This window comes from Hydrogenophaga sp. IBVHS2 (genome assembly GCF_002127215.1).
GTDB lineage: Bacteria > Pseudomonadota > Gammaproteobacteria > Burkholderiales > Burkholderiaceae_C > Hydrogenophaga.
This window is the reverse complement of sequence record NZ_NFUT01000002.1, coordinates 928,714-945,017: the sequence shown is the minus strand read 5'-3', so window position 1 is coordinate 945,017 and position 16,304 is coordinate 928,714. Positions and strand designations below refer to the sequence as shown.

The following is a 16,304-nucleotide window of genomic DNA, read 5'->3' as shown; positions in this document are numbered from 1 at the left end:
GGACTCAGGTTGAAGACGGAGGGAGGAAATGGGCCAGGGCCTGCCGGGCCACCGGGCCGCCATGTTCCTGGACGAAATGACCCGCCTGCCCCAGCCATACGGGCGGCGGGCAGTTCCGGATGCAGGTGTGCAGCTTGCGCATCACCGGCTCGCCCAGCACCGGATCGGCCTGGCCGATGACCATCAGGCTTCGGCCCTGCCATTGTTCGGACCAGAACGTGGCGGCCTGCCGGGAAATCGCGGCGCCGTCGTCCTGGGGGTGCTCCGGCACCAGCGCCGGGAAAGCGCGCAGGGCGGCACGGTGCCCACGGTCCGGGAAGGGCGCGTCGTAGGCGGCGCATTCGGCCTCGGTCAGGTGCGGGTTGCCGCGCGCAAACAGGCGCGAGACGCTGTAGTCGGGCCGCTCGGCGCACATCTGCCGCCAGGCCAGGAAACCGGGCGACAGGGGTTCGGCTCCGGTGGCCAGCAGGGTGTTCATGACCAGCAGGCCCTGGTAGCGCTGCGGCGCGGCCATCGGCAGGGTCAGGCCCAGGATGCCGCCCCAGTCCTGCACCACCAGCACGACCCGCTGCAGGTCCAGCCGCTCGATGAACTCCAGCAGCACCTGACGGTGGAAGCTGAAGGTGTGCGCCGAGGGCTTCTTGGGCTTGTCGCTGCGGCCAAAGCCGATGAGGTCCGGCGCCACCACCCGGTGGCCCGCCGCGGTCCAGACCGGGATCATGTGGCGGTACAGGTAGCTCCAGGCCGGGTTGCCGTGCAGGCACAGCCAGGTGACGGGGGCATCGGCAGGACCTTCGTCGAGGTACGCCATGCGCCAGCCGTTCTGGGACGGAAGGTCCTGCACATGGCGGGCCTGCCAGGGAAAGCCGGGCAGACCGGCAAAGGCGGCATCGGGGGTGCGCAGTGCGTCGTCGCGCAACGGCTCTGCCGTGGCCCGGCGCGGCTGGAAAAACCCCCGCAGCAACGCCGCCGAGGCGTCGGCCAGCACACCGCCCTCGATGCGGGTGTGGTGGTTGATCTGCGGCAGCGCGAACAGGTCGGTCACCGAGCCCGCGGCGCCGGTACGGGGTTCGGCCGCACCGAACACCACGCGGTCGAGCCGGGCGTGCAACAGGGCACCGCTGCACATGGCGCAGGGCTCCAGGGTGACGTACAGGGTGCAGCCCTCGAGCCGGTAGTTGCCGAGCTGCCGGGCTGCGGCACGCAGGGCGACGATCTCGGCATGGGCGGTGGGGTCGTGCGTCGCCAGCGGAGCGTTGGCACCGGTGGCGATCACCTGGCCGTCGCGCACCACCACCGCGCCCACCGGCACCTCGCCCCGCTCGCCCGCGGCCCGGGCCTGCTCCAGCGCCAGTTGCATGAAGGCCTCGTCGCGCGGGTCGGTGGGGAGGGCTGACGGCATGGTCCGAGTGTAGGCCAGCCCGAGGGTATTCCCGGGGCAGGAAGGCGGGCTCTGGCATCATCGCGGGTTGCCCTGGGTTAACCCTGATGACCAGCACCTCCCTGCCCTTTGCTGCGCTCCCTGCGGCTCCCACGCGACAGTGGGAGCTGGACGCGTTGCGGGGTCTGCTGCTGGTGCTGATGACGCTCACCCACATGCCCACCGGCTTTTCGCTGCCGCTGGGCCAGCCCCTGGGATTCGTGTCGGCGGCCGAGGGCTTCGTGTTCCTCTCGGCGGTGATGGTCGGCCAGGTGTATGGCGGGCGGGCACGGCGGCTGGGCCACGCCGCCATGCGGACCGCCGTGTTCGCCAGGGCCCGGCGGATCTACCTGTGCCAGCTGGGCCTGCTGCTGCTGGCCTTCACCGTCATCGCGTGGCTGGGCGTGCGCAACCACCAGGGCGGCGTGACCGGGCTGCTGGAGTTCTACCTGGCCCGGCCCTGGACGGCGGTGCTGGCCTCAGGGCTGCTGGTCCACAACCCGCCGCTGCTCGACATCCTGCCGATGTACATCGTGTTCATGCTGGTGACGCCCTGGCTGCTGGCACACGGCCTGCGCCACGGATGGGGGCTGTTGCTGTGCGGCAGTGCCCTGCTGTGGCTGGCCGAACAGTGGAACGCCGGGGCCTGGCTGCACGCTGCGCTGGCCGGCTGGAGCCCGGTGCCCTACCGCGACATGGGGGCGTTCCACTGGCTGGCCTGGCAGGCCTTGTGGGTGACCGGCCTCTGGCTGGGCAGCCGCCAGAAGCCGCTGCCGCGCCCGCCGCTGTGGCTGGTGGTGCCCGCCGCCGCCTATGCCCTGGCCATGCTCGTGTGGCGCCACAACGTGGGGCAGGATCCGATGCCGGGTGTCCCGGCCGTCGCCGTACTGTTCGACAAATGGGGACTGGGCCCGCTGCGGGTGCTCAATTTCTCCAGCGTGCTGGTGCTGCTGTGGGCCGCGGGCCCCTGGCTCAGCCGGGTGATGCCCCGCCCGGCGCCGCTGGAACTGCTGGGCCGCCAGTCGCTGGCGGTGTTCTGCGCGCATGTGGTGGTGGCCCTGTTCACCCTGGCCTTTTTCGGCTCCACCGAGGTGATCCGGCCCTGGACGACCGATGCGGTCTTGCTCCTGGGCGCGTTCGCCGCCCTGCTGCTGGTGGCGCTGGTGCTGGATGAACGGGGCAGCAGCAGGCCGAGCCGACCCGGTGTCAGGGCCGCAGGTGGGCCGACACCACCTGCCGCCACAGCGCATAGCCCTCGGCGCTGAGGTGCAGCTGGTCGCGCACGAACAGTTCGGCCCGGGGCCGACCGTCGTTGTCGATCATGGGCGTGTGCACGTCCACATAGTCCATGTTCGGGCTGGCGAGCACCCAGGTCTGGATCAGGAGATTGGCTTCGCGCATGGCGTCGAGCCAGGCCATGCGGGACGGGCTGGGTTTGATGGAAAGATAGGCCAGGCGGGTGTCGGGCAGATCGGCCCGCACCCGGTCGGCCAGCCGGATGAAGCTGGCCAGCAGGTCGTGGGGGGTCCGGCCTTCGGTCAGGTCGTTTTCGCCGGCGTACACCAGCAGCAACCGGGGCCGGTGCGGCAGCACGATGGGGGCCACCCAGTCGGCCCATTCGTACAGACAGGAGCCGCCCACACCCCGGCGCTGCACGCCGGACTGTCCGGGAAACGCCGACTCGAGCCCCTGCCACAACCGGATGGACGAACTGCCCACGAACAGCACGCCACCGGGCCGTGGCGGGTTCTGCCGGTCCGCCAGGGCGAACGCGTCGAGCTCGGATCGCCAGCGGCTCAAGGCGTGCTGCCCGCCGGCTCGCCGGTGAGGCCGATCCGCCGCATCCAGGCGGCCAGCGCCTGCTCGTCGGTGGTGCCGCTCTCGTAGGCGGCCAGCATGGCGGCGTGGGACTGAGGGCGGTGCTGGTTGAGCTTGACCTTGCACTGCAGGTCGAGCACCCGCAGCTCGAAGGCGTGGATGCCGTTCATCATCTTGTGCTGGTAGTCCTCCGGCAGCGACCGCCACTGTTCGGCGTAGGCCGGGTCGTGGTCATGGATCAGGTGTTTGAGCAGGCGATCCTTGTCGTCGAAGGATTCGATGAAGCGGGCCTCCACGGTGGCGTGCACGGCGATGTAGCTCCAGGTCGGCACCATCTGGCGTTCGGTGTAGACGCGGGGCGACATGTAGGCCTGCGGGCCCTGGAACACCACCCGGGCCCGGGGGCGCTGGCGCAGGAAGCCGGCGTGGGGATTGGGTCGGGCCACATGGCCCAGCAGGGTGATCCCGCCCTCCTCTTCGATCAGGTGCAGGGGCAGCGGCGTGATGAAGGGCAGACCGCCATCGTCGACCGAGATCAGCTGGGCCAGCGGGTGGGACCGCATGATCTGCGGCGCGATCGATGCGTCTCGGGCGGCGAACTGGGGGGGCAGGTACATGTGCACTCCTGAACGGACAGGGCATTTCAGTTTAGTGGAGGGCTGGCCCTGCCCGGACGGCGCGCTACAGTTCGCCCTGGCCGGCGCGTGCCCGGCATCTCTCCCGGAACCCGTCCATGTCCGTCACCTTCCAGACCGTCAAACCCGGCGCCCGCCTGGCCGATCAGGTGGCCGCCACCCTGGAGGCCGAAATCCGTGCCGGCCGGCTCGCTCCGGGCGAGAAGCTGCCCACCGAGCAGAGCCTGGTGCAGCAGTTCGGTGTCAGTCGCACCGTGGTGCGCGAAGCGATCTCCCGGCTGCGCTCGCTGGGGCTGGTCGACGCGCGTCAGGGCAGCGGCATGTTCGTCATCAAGCCCGATGTGGAACCGCTCAAGTTCGATCCTCAGACCAGCGCCTCCATCGAGGCGGTGCTGCAGATCGTGGAGGTGCGCCGCGCCCTGGAGGCCGAGGTGGCCGAGCTGGCGGCCCAGCGCCGCAAGGCCTCGGATGTGAAGGCCATCCGCCGTGCACTGCTGGCCATCGACGCAGCCGTGGCCGCCGGGCGGGACGGCGTGGAAGAGGATGTGGCCTTCCACCGGGCCATCGCCCAGGCTGCCGGCAACCCGTTCCTGATCCGCACCCTGGACTACCTCTCGCAGTTCCTGCAGGACGCCACCCGCGTGACCCGGGCCAACGAGGCCCGCCATGCCCACTTCGCGGCCGATGTGCTGCGGGAACACCAGCGCCTGGTCGAGGCCATCGAAGCCGCCGACCCGGCGGCTGCCCGGGCCGCAGCGGCCAGCCACATGCACAACGCAGCAGCGCGCATCGGCCAGGCCGATCCGGCGTTCTGGCAGCAGGATGGCGCCCGTTATGCCCAGGCCCTGATCATGGCCGGCAAGGCCGTCCGCTGACGCCCAGGTGATGACCCTGACCGAACCCCGGGCTGGCAAAGTTGTATGATGACCATACGAATAACGCCCAACGGCGGCTGATCGGCCCGGTGCCGGTCCCTGCCGTTCTTTCACGGAGACCCTCCCCATGTCCACCGCCGCCCTGCTGGGCATCGCTCTGGCCAGCGTCGTCCTGCTGCTGGTCCTCATCATCCGTTTCCAGGTCCATGCCTTCGTGGCCATGATGCTGGTGAGCATCCTGGTGGCCCTGGTGGCCGGCATGCCCGCCGCCGACATCGTGCCCACCCTGATCCAGGGCATGGGCGGCACCCTGGGTTCGGTGGCCATCCTGGTGGCGCTGGGCGCCATGCTGGGCCGCATCATCGAAGTCTCCGGCGGGGCCGGCAGCCTGGCCCACCGCTTCACTGGCTGGCTCGGGCCCAGGCGGGTGCCGGCGGCGCTCACGGCGGCTGCGCTGGTGCTGTCGATCCCGGTGTTCTTCGACGTGGGCTTCATCATCCTGGTGCCCATCATTTACGGCTTCTGCAAGGCCGCCAGGGTCGACCCGGTGAAGTTCGGCCTGCCGGTGGCCGGCATCATGCTGGCTACCCATGTGGTGGTGCCGCCGCACCCCGGCATCGTCGGCGGTGCGGCCGTGCTGCAGGCCGACGTGGGCTGGATCACGCTGCTGGGCCTGGCCATCTGCCTGCCGCTGGCGGTGCTGTCTCAGTACGTGGGCGGCTGGCTCAACCGTCGCCGCTACGCCATGCTGCCGGCCACCGCCGAGCAGTTCGCCGCCTTTGACGCCGGCAGCGGCGACAAGGAACGCCTGGCCGCACCCGGCGTGGGCGTGGTGCTCTCGCTCATCATCGTGCCGCTGCTGCTGATCATGCTGGGCACCACCGGCGCCACCCTGCTGCCCAAGGGCGATCCGGTGCGCGGCGTGCTGTCGTTCATCGGCGCCCCGGTGTTTGCGCTGATGGTCGCCATCGGCCTGGCCTTCTTCCTGATCGCCAAGCGACAGGGCTGGTCGAACGCCCGCACCAGCGAGGTGATGGAGTCGGCCCTGCCGCCGGCCGCCACCGTGATCCTGGTGACCGGTGCCGGCGGCGTGTTCGCCAAGGTGCTGACCAGCACCGGCATCGGCGCAGCCCTGTCGGGCAGCATCGCGTCGGCCGGGCTGCCCCTGCTGCTGGCCGCCTTCCTGATCTCGCTGGCGCTGCGTGCCGCCCAGGGCTCGGCGACCGTGGCCATCCTCACCACCTGCGGCCTGCTGGCCGAAGCGGTGGCCAGCGGCGGCTACAGCACGGTGCAGGTCGCCCTGATCGCGGTGGCCATCGGCTTCGGTGGCCTGGGCCTGTCGCACGTCAACGATTCGGGCTTCTGGATCGTGACCCGCTACCTCGGCCTGAGCGTGGCCGACGGCCTGCGCAGCTGGACGGTGCTGACCACCGTGCTGGGCATCGCCGGCTTCCTGCTGACCGCCCTGCTGTGGGCACTGATGGGCTGACGCCCCCTGCATTCAAGGACATCGACATGACCCGACACGTTGGCCTGATCGGCCTGGGCGCCATGGGCGCCGGCATTGCCCGCACCCTGCGCAACAACGGATTCCATGTGCACGCCTGCGATGTGCGTTTTGAAGCAGCGCAGGCCTTTGCGGCCGATGGCGGCACCGCCTGGAAGACCCCCGCCGAAGTGGCGGCGGCCGCACCGGTGGTGGTGTCGGTGGTGGTGAACGCAGCCCAGACCGAATCGGTGCTGTTCGGCGAAGGCGGCGCCGCCGCGGCCATGCAGCCCGGCAGCACCTTCATCATGTGCTCCACCGTCGACCCCAACTGGTCGATGGCGCTGGAAGAAAAGCTGCTGGCCCAGGGCGTGCACTACATCGACGCGCCCATCTCCGGTGGCGCGGCCAAGGCGGCTTCAGGCCAGATGACCATGATGACCTCGGCCCGCCCCGAGGCCTATGCCGCCGCCGAGGCGGTGCTGGACGCCATGGCCGGCAAGGTGTACCGCCTGGGAGAGAAGGCCGGGGCCGGCAGCAAGGTGAAGATCATCAACCAGCTGCTGGCCGGTGTGCACATTGCCGCCGCCGCCGAAGCCATGGCCCTGGGCCTGCGCGAAGGGGTGGAGCCGGCCGCGCTGTACGAGGTCATCACCCACAGCGCCGGCAACAGCTGGATGTTCGAGAACCGCATGGCCCACGTCGTGGCCGGCGACTACACGCCGCTGTCGGCCGTGGACATCTTCGTCAAGGACCTGGGTCTGGTGCTCGACACCGCCCGGGCCAGCAAGTTTCCGCTGCCGCTGGCCGCCACCGCGCACCAGATGTTCATGCAGGCCTCCACGGCCGGTTTCGGCCGCGAGGACGACAGCGCGGTGATCAAGATCTTCCCGGGCATCACCCTGCCGGAGCGCCAGGCATGAGCGGTTCACTGAAGCTGGGCTGCATCGCCGACGACTTCACCGGCGCCACCGACCTGGCCAACAACCTGGTGCGCGCCGGCATGCGGGTGGTGCAGACCATCGGCGTGCCGCCGGCCGCGCTGGACACCGAGGCCGATGCGGTGGTGGTGGCGCTGAAGTCGCGCACCATCCCGGCGGCCGAGGCGGTGGCCCAGTCGCTGGCCGCGCTGCGATGGCTGCAGGCCCAGGGCGCGCAACAGATCTACTTCAAGTACTGCTCGACCTTCGACAGCACGCCGCAGGGCAACATCGGGCCGGTCACCGAGGCGCTGATGGATGCGCTGGGCACCGACTTCACCGTGGCCACGCCGGCCTTTCCGGACAACAAGCGCACCGTCTTCAAGGGTTACCTGTTCGCCGGCGATGTGCTGCTCAACGAGAGCGGCATGCAGAACCACCCGCTCACGCCCATGACCGACCCCAACCTGGTGAGGGTGCTGCAGGCGCAGACCCGGCGCCGGGTGGGGCTGATCGACCACAGCGTGGTGGCGCAAGGTGCGCAGGCCGTGACCGAGCGCATCGCCGCGCTGCGCGCCGAGGGCGTGTCCATGGCCATCGTGGATGCCGTGTCGAACGACGACCTGCTGCGCCTGGGGCCGGCCATGGCCGCCCTGCCCCTGCTCACGGCCGGCTCGGGCCTGGCCATCGGCCTGCCGGCCAACTTCGGGCTGGCACCTTCGTCCATGGCGGCCGATCTGCCGCCCGCGCGGGGTCTGCAGGCGGTGGTGTCGGGCAGCTGCTCCGCGGCCACCAATGCCCAGGTGCTGAACTTCATCCGGTCGGGCCGGCCGGCGCTGGCCATCGACCCGCTGCGCATCGCCGCCGGCGTGGACGTGTGTGCCGAGGCCCTGGCCTGGGCGCAGCCACAGCTGGCCAGCGGCCCGGTGCTGATCTATTCCACCGCCGAGCCGCGCGACGTGAAGGCCATACAGGGTCAGCTGGGGGTGGAGAAGGCCGGTGCGATGGTGGAGCGGACCATCGCCGACATCGCCCGAGGTCTGGTGGCCCGGGGCGTGCAGCAGCTGGTGGTGGCCGGTGGCGAGACCTCGGGTGCCTGCGTGCAGGCCCTGGGCATCGCACAGATGCGCATCGGCCCGCAGATCGATCCCGGCGTGCCGTGGTGCCATGCCCTGCCCGATGCCGGCCTGAATGCACCGGGTGGCTTGCACATCACGCTGAAGTCCGGCAACTTCGGCACCCCCGACTTCTTCACCAAGGCGTTCCACAGCCTGGACGCCGCCCCCCGCACATGAGCGAACTACAGTCCGCCGAGACCCGTGCCCGCGACGCCATCTGCCGCGCCGGGCAGAGCCTGTTCGAGCGCGGCTATGTGCACGCCACCGCCGGCAACATCAGCGTGCGGCTGGACGACGGTTTTCTCATCACGCCCACCGACGCCTGCCTGGGCACGCTCGATCCGGCGCGCCTGGCCCGGCTCGACGCGCAGGGCCTGCAGATCGGTGGCGACCGGGCCAGCAAGACCATCGTGCTGCACCGTCGCATCTACCAGGCGACGGCGGATGCCGGCCGTGCGGCCGGCTGCGTGATCCACACCCACAGCCGCGCGCTGGTGGCAGCGTCCATCCGGGCCGACAGCCGCGCCGGCGGCACCCTGCCGGCCGATGCCGAACTGCTGCCCGCCATCACGCCGTACTTCGTGATGAAGGTCGGGCGCGTGCCGCACGTGGCCTACCACCGGCCGGGCGATCCGGCCGCGGCCGATCGGGTCGCGCTGACCATCGCCCGCCACGCTGCCCAGGGGCGCCTGCTGCGGGCGGTCATGCTGGCGCGGCTGGGGCCCAACGTCTGGCACGACACGCCGGCTTCCGCCATGGCCGTGCTGGAAGAACTCGAAGAAACCGCCGCGCTGTTCAACCAGCTCGGACCTGACCAGCCCGTCCCCCTCAGCGAGGACCGCATCGACGAACTGCGCCAGCACTTTGGCGCCCACTGGTGACCGACCCATGCCCCGTTTTGCCGCCAACCTGTCCATGCTCTACAACGAGCTGCCCTTCCTGGACCGCTTCGAAGCCGCTGCGGCCGATGGCTTCCAGGCCGTGGAATACCTGTTCCCCTACGCCTTCGAGGCAAACGAACTGGCGGCCCGCCTCAAGGCCCATGGCCTGCAGCAGGTCCTGTTCAATGCCCCGCCCGGCGACTGGGACGGTGGCGAGCGTGGTCTGGCCTGCCTGCCCGGCCGCGAGACCGAATTCGGCGAAGGCATCGAACGTGCGCTGGCCTATGCCCAGGCCCTGAACTGCCCGCGCATCCATGTGATGGCCGGTCTGGTGCCACCCGACGTGTCGCCCGACGCCGCCCGCACCACCTACATCTGGAACCTTCGCCAGGCCGCGCGCCTGGCCGGCAGCGTGGGGGTGAACCTGCTGATCGAACCCATCAACCCGCGCGACATGCCCGGCTTTTTCCTGAGCCGGCAGGACCAGGCCCATGCGCTGGTGGCCGAGATCGGCGAGCCCAACGTCAAGGTGCAGATGGACCTCTACCACGCGCAGATCGTCGAGGGTGATCTGGCCATGAAGATCCGCCAGTACCTGCCCGGTGGCAACGTGGGCCACATCCAGATCGCTGGTGTGCCCGAGCGGCACGAGCCCGATGTGGGCGAGCTGCACCACCCCTATCTGTTCGCCCTGCTCGACGACCTGGGCTATGACGGCTGGATCGGTTGCGAGTACCGGCCCCGCCGCGGAGCCGTGCCCGGTGGCACCAGCGCCGGCCTGGGCTGGATCAGGCCCTGGCTTCCGAAGCGCTGAATACCGACGGGGTCACCTCCGGACCACTGGCGGCCAGCAGCTGCTCCAGCCGCTCCAGCCGGTGCCGGTGCGGCGTGGTGATGGCATAGAAGTGCTCCTCCAGCCGGGTGGACTGGCCCACCCGCACCAGCACGCCGTTGCGCAGTTCGTCCTGCACCACCACCTCGGGCAGCACGGTGAGCCAGCCGCTGTCCCGGGCGATCAGACGCAGCATGGCCATGTCGTCCACCTCGGCGCGCAGCCGCGGACGCACGTCGGCGGCCAGGCACAGCGCATCGAACTGGGCGCGCAAGGCATGGCGCGGTCCCGGCAAGGCCACTTCCAGGCCATCGAGGTCTTCCGGCAGCCGCAGGCTGCGGCCTGACCACGCAGCCGCCGGCCCGACCAGAGAGATGGCCTGACTGCCCAGAAAGCGGCAGTGCACCGGGCGATCCGGGTTGGTGGAGACCGGCTCGTTGGCCAGCACCACGTCCAGCTGGTGACGGGCCAGCCGGTCCAGCAAGTCCTCCAGCAGGCCCGACTCCAGCGTGAGCACCACGCCGGCATCGGCCAGCAGCGGCCGGATCCACTGCTGCTGGTAGTTGCGCGACAGCGTGGCCACGCTGCCCACGCGCAGGCGGGTCATGCCCTCCACCCGGCCCTGCAGTCGCCCCAGCATCTCCTGCCCCAGCCCGAAGATGTTCTCGGCGTAGGACAGCACCATCTGGCCGGTGGCGGTGAGCACCAGGCGGCGGCCCTGGCGTTCGAACAAGGGCTCGCCCAGCCGGTCTTCCAACTGCCGGATCTGGGCCGACAACGCCGACTGCGACACGTGCATCTCGGTCGCGGCCCGCGTGAGGTGGCCGATCTTGGCCACCCGCCAGAAATAGAACAGGTGGTGGAAGTTGAACTGATCAAGCTGCATTGTTCTTTAATACCGAACGGTAGATTCTGAACAATGTATTTTACAGAATGGAACGCGGTCGGCACCATCCCGGGCATTGCGAAACACGCCCAGCGCCGTTGCCACAGGACCCGACATGACCCCACCCGATGCCCTGCTCAACCACCTGATGCCCGCCATCACCCTGGCGCCGGCCGTGCTCATGCTGCTGGCCATGCTGCTGCCGCTGCGCCAGCGCACCGGCGATCCGGTGGCGCCCCACACTGGCTGGACCGCGCTGCGCCGGCTGGGCCTGCTGGCCGTGGCGTTCAGCGCGGTCCCGGTGGTGCTGCATGTGACCGGTCTGGCGCGACCCGACCACACCCAGGCCCTGTCGCCCTGGCTGGCGAGCACCCCCTGGGCCGCCTGGATGGCCCTGCTGGTGCAGTGGCTCGGCACGGTGATCGCCGCTTTCTCGGCCCGCTACCTGCAGGGCGAGCGCCGGCAGGGCCGCTACATCAGCGCCCTGGCCGGGGTGCTGGCCTCGGTCCATACCCTGCTGCTGGCCGACCACTGGTGGGTGCTGATCGCGGCCTGGGCGCTGGTGGGCGTGGCGCTGCAGCAGCTGCTGGTGTTCTACCCCGAGCGGCCGTTCGCCCTGTTGGCGGCCCACAAGAAGCGCCTGGCCGACCGCCTGGCCGACGGCCTGCTGCTGCTGGCCGCCGCCCTGGCCTGGACCTCGGTGGGCAGCGGCAGCCTGCCGGCCCTGTGGGCCCATCTGGCCCAGCACGGCGCCGGTCCGGCCCTGCAGGCCAGCGCCGTGTGCCTGGCGCTGGCCGTGGTGCTGCGCACCGCCCTGCTGCCGGTGCACGGCTGGCTGATCCAGGTGATGGAGGCACCCACCCCGGTGTCGGCCCTGCTGCATGCCGGTGTGGTCAACCTGGGCGGCTTCGTGCTGATCCGCTTCTCGCCGCTGCTCGATGCCACGCCGCTGGCGCGCTGGCTGCTGGTGGCCGTGGGCCTGACCACCGCCCTGCTGGCCGGCCTGGTCATGCTCACCCGCATCAGCGTGAAGGTGCGCCTGGCCTGGTCCACCGTGGCGCAGATGGGGTTCATGGTCATGGAATGCGGTCTGGGCCTGTACACCCTGGCAGCCCTGCACCTGCTGGGTCACTCGCTGTACAAGGCGCATGCCTTCCTGTCGGCCTCCGGCGTGGTGCGCGACGTGCGGCTGCAGCGCCTGCGGGCCCCTGCCGCCCGTGTGCGGGCGGGCAGCCTGCTGGCGGCCCCGCTGATCTCTGCCGCCGTGCTGGCCGCCACACTGGCCCTGGCGGCCCAGGTGGCAACGCTGGTGGTCGGGCCCGGCGCCATCCCGTCCGGCTGGCCTTGGTGGTGGAGCGGTGTGCTGGCGCTGGCCTGGGCACCGCTGCTGTGGCTGCCGCGCACCGAGTCGTCCGCAGCCGCCGGCTCCGATGGCTGGCGCCTGGCCGCCGGTGCCCTGGCGATTGCCGGCCTGTCGGTACTGGCCTATGCCGCCCATGCCCTGCCGCTGGGCACCACCGAGCGGCCGGACCACCTGCTGGGTCTGCTGGCCCTGGTCGGCATGGCCCTGATGTACCTGGCCCTGGCCGGCCTGCAGTGGCGGGCCCGCTGGCTGGAAGGCTGGCGCCGCTGGAGCTACGCCGGTTTCTACGTCGACGAGTTCTACACCCGGCTGACCCTGCGCCTGTGGCCCACCGACTGGGCGCCCCCGCGCGCCGGCCCGCTGCTGCCGGCCGGCCTGGGCAACGACCCTTCGGTCCACTGATCCCCGAATACCCCTCTCACGGAGCCGCCCCATGGACGTTCTGGACACCCTCTCCGCGCCCCGCACCCCCCCGACGATCGACCCCGCCCTCATCGATCGGGCCTGCGAGCAGGCCTGCGCCGCCATCGCCCCGGCCTGGCCGCTCGACCGCTCGATCGCGGTCAACCCGCACTGGGGCCGGGTGGACCGTCCGGTGCTGGAAGTCGCCGCCCGCATGGCGGTGCTGGGGGGCATCCGCGTCTTCCCGCCGCGCCGGCAGCTGCGCCTGGCCTGGCAGGAAGGCCGCGTGACCGAGGCCGACCTGCAGTCGGCCATCGACGAACTCGGCCCGGAGGCCGGCACGCTTTCGACGGCCGACTGCCTGGACGCCCTGGACACCGACACGCTGCCGCCGCACCTGCCGCTGCTGATCGACGTGCTGGACGACGACCCGCGTCGGCACACCCGGCTGAGCTGGCGCCAGGCCATCACCCACCAGGTGAGCCAGACCTGCGCCGCCTTCTTCGACCGCCAGCAGGCGGACTGGCACCCGGACCGGCCGCACGACCTCTACACCTTCTGGCGCGACACGCTGGTGCACGACCACGGCATCGGCGTGCTCATGGGCCTGCCCGATCTGGGCCGTCGGCTCGATGGCCTGCCGGCCACCCGGGCCGATGCCGAGCGCTGGGTGCTGCAGCGCCTGGGCCTGCCCACCGCGGTGTGGGCCGATTACCTGGAATCGGTGCTGCTGACCGTCAATGGCTGGGCATCGTGGTGTGCCTATCTGGGCTGGGAAGCCCGCCTGGCCGGCGGCAGCGACGGCAGCCTGCGCGATCTGCTGGCCATCCGTCTGGCCTGGGGCGCCATCCTCATCGACGAGCGCGATCCGGCCGAGCACCGGCGCGCGTTTGCCGCGCTGCAGGGCGACTGGAGCCGTGCCCCGCGCCGGCTGCAGCAGGCCCGCGAGGCACTGCGCCCCGACCTGGTGTGGCAGCGCGCCCTGGAGGTGGCCTACCAGCGCCAGCTGGTGCAGCGCCTGACCGTGCCGGGCCCGGCACCCGCCGCGGTGCTGCCCGAGGTGGCGGTACAGGCCGCGTTCTGCATCGACGTGCGCTCCGAGCCGCTGCGCCGGGCGATCGAGGCCACCTGGCCGGCGGTGCAGACCATGGGGTTTGCCGGCTTCTTCGGCGTGCCGGCGGCCTACACCCCGCTGGGCACCGAGGCCCGCCGCCCACAGCTGCCGGGCCTGTTGCCGCCCGGCATGGAGGTGACCGACCGGATCGACGGCGATCAGGACCAGGCTGCGGCCTCTGCGCGCCAGCGCCGGCTGGCCATGGTCGACGCCTGGCAGTCCAGCACACGCTGGCCGGCTGCGGCCTTCTCCTTCGTGGAAGTGGCCGGTGCGGGCTACCTGGGCCGGCTGGTGAACTGGCTGCGCCCGGGCGCCAGCGAGCGGGCCCGCGACGACCTGCACGGCCTGCCTGCCCGCTACCGCCCGGTCTGCCGGCCCGCCCTGGCCGGGGTGGACCTGGACGGCCGCATCGGTCTGGCCCGCAAGGTGCTGCAGGCCATGGGTCTGGTGAACGGCTTTGCACCGCTGGTGCTGCTGGTGGGCCACGGCAGCCAGAGCGAGAACAACGCCCACGCGGCGGCACTGGACTGCGGTGCCTGCTGCGGTCAGACCGGCGAGGTCAATGCCCGCGTGCTGGCCCGGGTGCTCAACGAGCCGGCCGTGCGCCAGGGCCTGGACCGCGAGGGCATCTCCATACCGGTGGGGACCGCTTTCGTGCCGGCCCTGCACAACACGACCACCGACGAGATCGAGGTGTTCGACATCGACGCGCTGCCGGCCGGCGCCCGCAGCGCCTGGGAACAGCTGCAGCCGGTCCTGTCGCAGGCCGGCGACCAGGTCCGGCGCGAGCGGGCCGTCCGGCTCGGACTGAATCCGCGTCTGGCCGCCCAGGACCTGCTGGCGCAGTTCCGGCGTCGGGCCAGCGACGGTGCGGAAACCCGCCCCGAGTGGGGCCTGGCCGGCAATGCCGCCTTCCTGATCGCGCCGCGCCAGCGCAGCCGGCATGCGGTGCTGGACGGCCGCAGCTTCCTGCACGACTACGATGCCGCCAAGGACCCCGACGGCAGCGTGCTGGAGCTGCTGATCACCGCGCCCATGCTGGTGACCCACTGGATCAACTGGCAGTACCACGCCTCCACCTGCGACCCGCAGCATCTGGGCAGCGGCAACAAGCTGCTGCACAACGTGGTGGGTGGCGACATCGGTGTGTTTGAGGGCAATGGCGGCGATCTGCGCGTCGGCCTGTCGCTGCAGTCGCTGCACGACGGGCACCGCTGGGTCCACGACCCGCTGCGCCTGACCGTGGTGATCGATGCGGCGGCCGAATCCATCGACCGCATCGTCCAGAAGCACGCCATCGTGCGCCAGCTGGTGGACAACGGCTGGCTGCACCTGTGGCGCTTCGAGGGCGACGGCTTCGAGCGCCGGCTGGCCGGTGGCGGCTGGGCCGCGGTGGCGTCAGGCGCCTGAAGTGCCGGGCGCGTCGTCCACCTGCGTGCGGTGGGCGTGGATGGCTTCGAAGATCGGTGCGTCACCGAAACGGAACAGGTCCAGGTCGGTGTCCGCATCGGCCTGGAGGCACAGCGGCACCCACGAAGGCATGACGAACATGTCCCCGCGCGAGACGCTCCAGCGCCGCTCGCCCACCTGCACCGTGCCGCGTCCCTCGAACACCTGGAACACCGACGAGCCGACCTCGCGCCAGGTGCGGCTGCGCGCACCGGCCCGCAGCCGGTGCATCTCGGTGCGGATGGTGGGCAGCACATCGCGGCCATTGGTGGGGTTGGTGAAGCGCACGGCCGCATGGCCTGGGCTGAGCGTGGCGGCATGGCCCTCGCGTTCCAGTGCCAGCTGGTCGGACAGCGCCCGGTCGGTGTCGACCCAGCGGTAGGCCAGCAGTGGCGTGGCCGGTGTCGGCTCCGGCCGCGATGCGGGTCGCAGACCCGGGTGGCCCCACAGCCGCTCCGACACCGAACGCTCGGGCGTGGTGAGCTCGGCCGCAGAGAGCTGATGGCGACCGAATTCGAAGAACTGGGACTCGGTGTAGTACGAGAACGGAATGTCCAGCCCGTCGATCCAGGCCATGGGCTCGGTGGCGGCGTTGTGGTGGGCATGCCAGTTCATGCCGGCCTGGGGCAGGAAGTCGCCGCGCGACATGCGCACCGCATCGCCCCCCACCACCGTCCAGACCCCCTCGCCCTCGACCACGAAGCGGAACGCGTGCTGCGAATGGCGGTGCTCCGGCGCGTTCTCGCCCGGCATGAGGTACTGGATGGCGGCCCACAGCGTGGGTGTGGCGTAGGGCTTGCCCCCGAGCGACGGGTTGGCCAGCGCGATGGCGCGGCGCTCCCCGCCCCGGCCCACCGGCACCAGCCGGCCGGCCTGGCTGGCCAGATCGACCAGCCGCTCCCAGCGCCACAGGTGGGCCGTGGCCTTGCTCCGCGGGTGCGGCGGCATCAGGTCGCCGATCTCGGTCCACAGCGGCACCAGCAGTTCCTGCTCGAAGCCCCGGTAGAGCCGCTCCAGCTCGGGCGAGGGATCGGGCTGGCCGGGGCCGGCCTGCATCTTCAGGCGCACCGGCGACAAGGCGTTCTCTTGGGTCATGGTGGGGCTC

Annotated in this window: 14 protein-coding genes; 9 read left to right on the top strand and 5 right to left on the bottom strand. The window is 71.1% G+C overall.

Annotated elements, in window-relative coordinates; translation table 11 throughout:
- Nucleotides 1-4 precede the first annotated feature (4 nt).
- A complete protein-coding gene (gene tadA, locus CAP38_RS09170) occupies nt 5-1,402 on the bottom strand; it encodes a tRNA adenosine(34) deaminase TadA (protein ID WP_086121018.1) in 1,398 nt (465 codons plus the stop codon).
- Between the two features lie 86 nt (nt 1,403-1,488).
- Between tadA and opgC the strand changes: the two genes are divergently transcribed.
- On the top strand, nt 1,489-2,685 hold the full coding sequence (opgC, locus tag CAP38_RS09165; RefSeq protein WP_086121017.1) for an OpgC domain-containing protein: 1,197 nt from the start codon (nt 1,489-1,491) through the stop codon (nt 2,683-2,685).
- Here the strand turns inward: opgC and CAP38_RS09160 are convergent.
- Both CAP38_RS09160 and CAP38_RS09155 read right to left on the bottom strand, forming a co-directional pair.
- A complete protein-coding gene (locus tag CAP38_RS09160; protein WP_179188508.1) occupies nt 2,627-3,220 on the bottom strand; it encodes a GDSL-type esterase/lipase family protein in 594 nt (197 codons plus the stop codon). The genes opgC and CAP38_RS09160 overlap by 59 nt on opposite strands.
- Complete coding sequence (locus CAP38_RS09155; protein ID WP_086121015.1) at nt 3,217-3,855, bottom strand: FMN-binding negative transcriptional regulator; 639 nt, start codon at nt 3,853-3,855, stop codon at nt 3,217-3,219. The genes CAP38_RS09160 and CAP38_RS09155 overlap by 4 nt, the downstream gene beginning before the upstream one ends.
- 116 nt (nt 3,856-3,971) lie before the next feature.
- Between CAP38_RS09155 and CAP38_RS09150 the strand changes: the two genes are divergently transcribed.
- From CAP38_RS09150 to otnI, 6 genes are all read left to right on the top strand, one after another.
- A complete protein-coding gene (locus CAP38_RS09150; protein ID WP_086121014.1) occupies nt 3,972-4,748 on the top strand; it encodes a FadR/GntR family transcriptional regulator in 777 nt (258 codons plus the stop codon).
- Between the two features lie 127 nt (nt 4,749-4,875).
- A complete protein-coding gene (locus CAP38_RS09145; RefSeq protein ID WP_086121013.1) occupies nt 4,876-6,237 on the top strand; it encodes a GntP family transporter in 1,362 nt (453 codons plus the stop codon).
- A gap of 26 nt (nt 6,238-6,263) precedes the next feature.
- On the top strand, nt 6,264-7,157 hold the full coding sequence (gene ltnD, locus CAP38_RS09140) for an L-threonate dehydrogenase (protein WP_086121012.1): 894 nt from the start codon (nt 6,264-6,266) through the stop codon (nt 7,155-7,157).
- Nucleotides 7,154-8,449, top strand: a complete 1,296-nt coding sequence (gene otnK, locus CAP38_RS09135) for a 3-oxo-tetronate kinase (RefSeq protein ID WP_086121011.1) — start codon at nt 7,154-7,156, stop codon at nt 8,447-8,449. Before ltnD ends, otnK begins: the two co-directional genes overlap by 4 nt.
- A complete protein-coding gene (locus CAP38_RS09130) occupies nt 8,446-9,153 on the top strand; it encodes an aldolase (protein ID WP_086121010.1) in 708 nt (235 codons plus the stop codon). Before otnK ends, CAP38_RS09130 begins: the two co-directional genes overlap by 4 nt.
- A gap of 7 nt (nt 9,154-9,160) precedes the next feature.
- Complete coding sequence (otnI, locus tag CAP38_RS09125; protein WP_086121009.1) at nt 9,161-9,967, top strand: 2-oxo-tetronate isomerase; 807 nt, start codon at nt 9,161-9,163, stop codon at nt 9,965-9,967.
- Here the strand turns inward: otnI and CAP38_RS09120 are convergent.
- Nucleotides 9,942-10,871, bottom strand: coding sequence for a LysR family transcriptional regulator (locus tag CAP38_RS09120; protein WP_086121008.1), 930 nt, complete (start codon nt 10,869-10,871; stop codon nt 9,942-9,944). The two genes, otnI and CAP38_RS09120, sit on opposite strands and share 26 nt — an antisense overlap.
- Nucleotides 10,872-10,986: 115 nt before the next feature.
- Between CAP38_RS09120 and CAP38_RS09115 the strand changes: the two genes are divergently transcribed.
- Both CAP38_RS09115 and CAP38_RS09110 read left to right on the top strand, forming a co-directional pair.
- Nucleotides 10,987-12,636, top strand: coding sequence for an NADH-quinone oxidoreductase subunit L (locus tag CAP38_RS09115; RefSeq protein ID WP_218776568.1), 1,650 nt, complete (start codon nt 10,987-10,989; stop codon nt 12,634-12,636).
- A 31-nt stretch (nt 12,637-12,667) separates the two neighbouring features.
- Entirely contained in the window at nt 12,668-15,160 is a 2,493-nt protein-coding gene (locus tag CAP38_RS09110; protein WP_086121007.1) for a YbcC family protein, read from the top strand.
- Here CAP38_RS09110 and CAP38_RS09105 read toward each other — a convergent pair.
- On the bottom strand, nt 15,149-16,294 hold the full coding sequence (locus CAP38_RS09105) for a cupin domain-containing protein (RefSeq protein WP_086121006.1): 1,146 nt from the start codon (nt 16,292-16,294) through the stop codon (nt 15,149-15,151). The genes CAP38_RS09110 and CAP38_RS09105 overlap by 12 nt on opposite strands.
- Nucleotides 16,295-16,304 lie beyond the last annotated feature (10 nt).

What these genes read in the sequence shown, in the direction of transcription:
- tadA (WP_086121018.1), bottom strand. Translation starts at nt 1,402, where the DNA reads ATGCCGTCAGCCCTCCCCACCGACCCGCGCGACGAGGCCTTCATGCAA.
- opgC (WP_086121017.1), top strand. Translation starts at nt 1,489, where the DNA reads ATGACCAGCACCTCCCTGCCCTTTGCTGCGCTCCCTGCGGCTCCCACG.
- CAP38_RS09155 (WP_086121015.1), bottom strand. Translation starts at nt 3,855, where the DNA reads ATGTACCTGCCCCCCCAGTTCGCCGCCCGAGACGCATCGATCGCGCCG.
- CAP38_RS09150 (WP_086121014.1), top strand. Translation starts at nt 3,972, where the DNA reads ATGTCCGTCACCTTCCAGACCGTCAAACCCGGCGCCCGCCTGGCCGAT.
- CAP38_RS09145 (WP_086121013.1), top strand. Translation starts at nt 4,876, where the DNA reads ATGTCCACCGCCGCCCTGCTGGGCATCGCTCTGGCCAGCGTCGTCCTG.
- ltnD (WP_086121012.1), top strand. Translation starts at nt 6,264, where the DNA reads ATGACCCGACACGTTGGCCTGATCGGCCTGGGCGCCATGGGCGCCGGC.
- otnK (WP_086121011.1), top strand. Translation starts at nt 7,154, where the DNA reads ATGAGCGGTTCACTGAAGCTGGGCTGCATCGCCGACGACTTCACCGGC.
- CAP38_RS09130 (WP_086121010.1), top strand. Translation starts at nt 8,446, where the DNA reads ATGAGCGAACTACAGTCCGCCGAGACCCGTGCCCGCGACGCCATCTGC.
- otnI (WP_086121009.1), top strand. Translation starts at nt 9,161, where the DNA reads ATGCCCCGTTTTGCCGCCAACCTGTCCATGCTCTACAACGAGCTGCCC.
- CAP38_RS09120 (WP_086121008.1), bottom strand. Translation starts at nt 10,871, where the DNA reads ATGCAGCTTGATCAGTTCAACTTCCACCACCTGTTCTATTTCTGGCGG.
- CAP38_RS09115 (WP_218776568.1), top strand. Translation starts at nt 10,987, where the DNA reads ATGACCCCACCCGATGCCCTGCTCAACCACCTGATGCCCGCCATCACC.
- CAP38_RS09110 (WP_086121007.1), top strand. Translation starts at nt 12,668, where the DNA reads ATGGACGTTCTGGACACCCTCTCCGCGCCCCGCACCCCCCCGACGATC.
- CAP38_RS09105 (WP_086121006.1), bottom strand. Translation starts at nt 16,294, where the DNA reads ATGACCCAAGAGAACGCCTTGTCGCCGGTGCGCCTGAAGATGCAGGCC.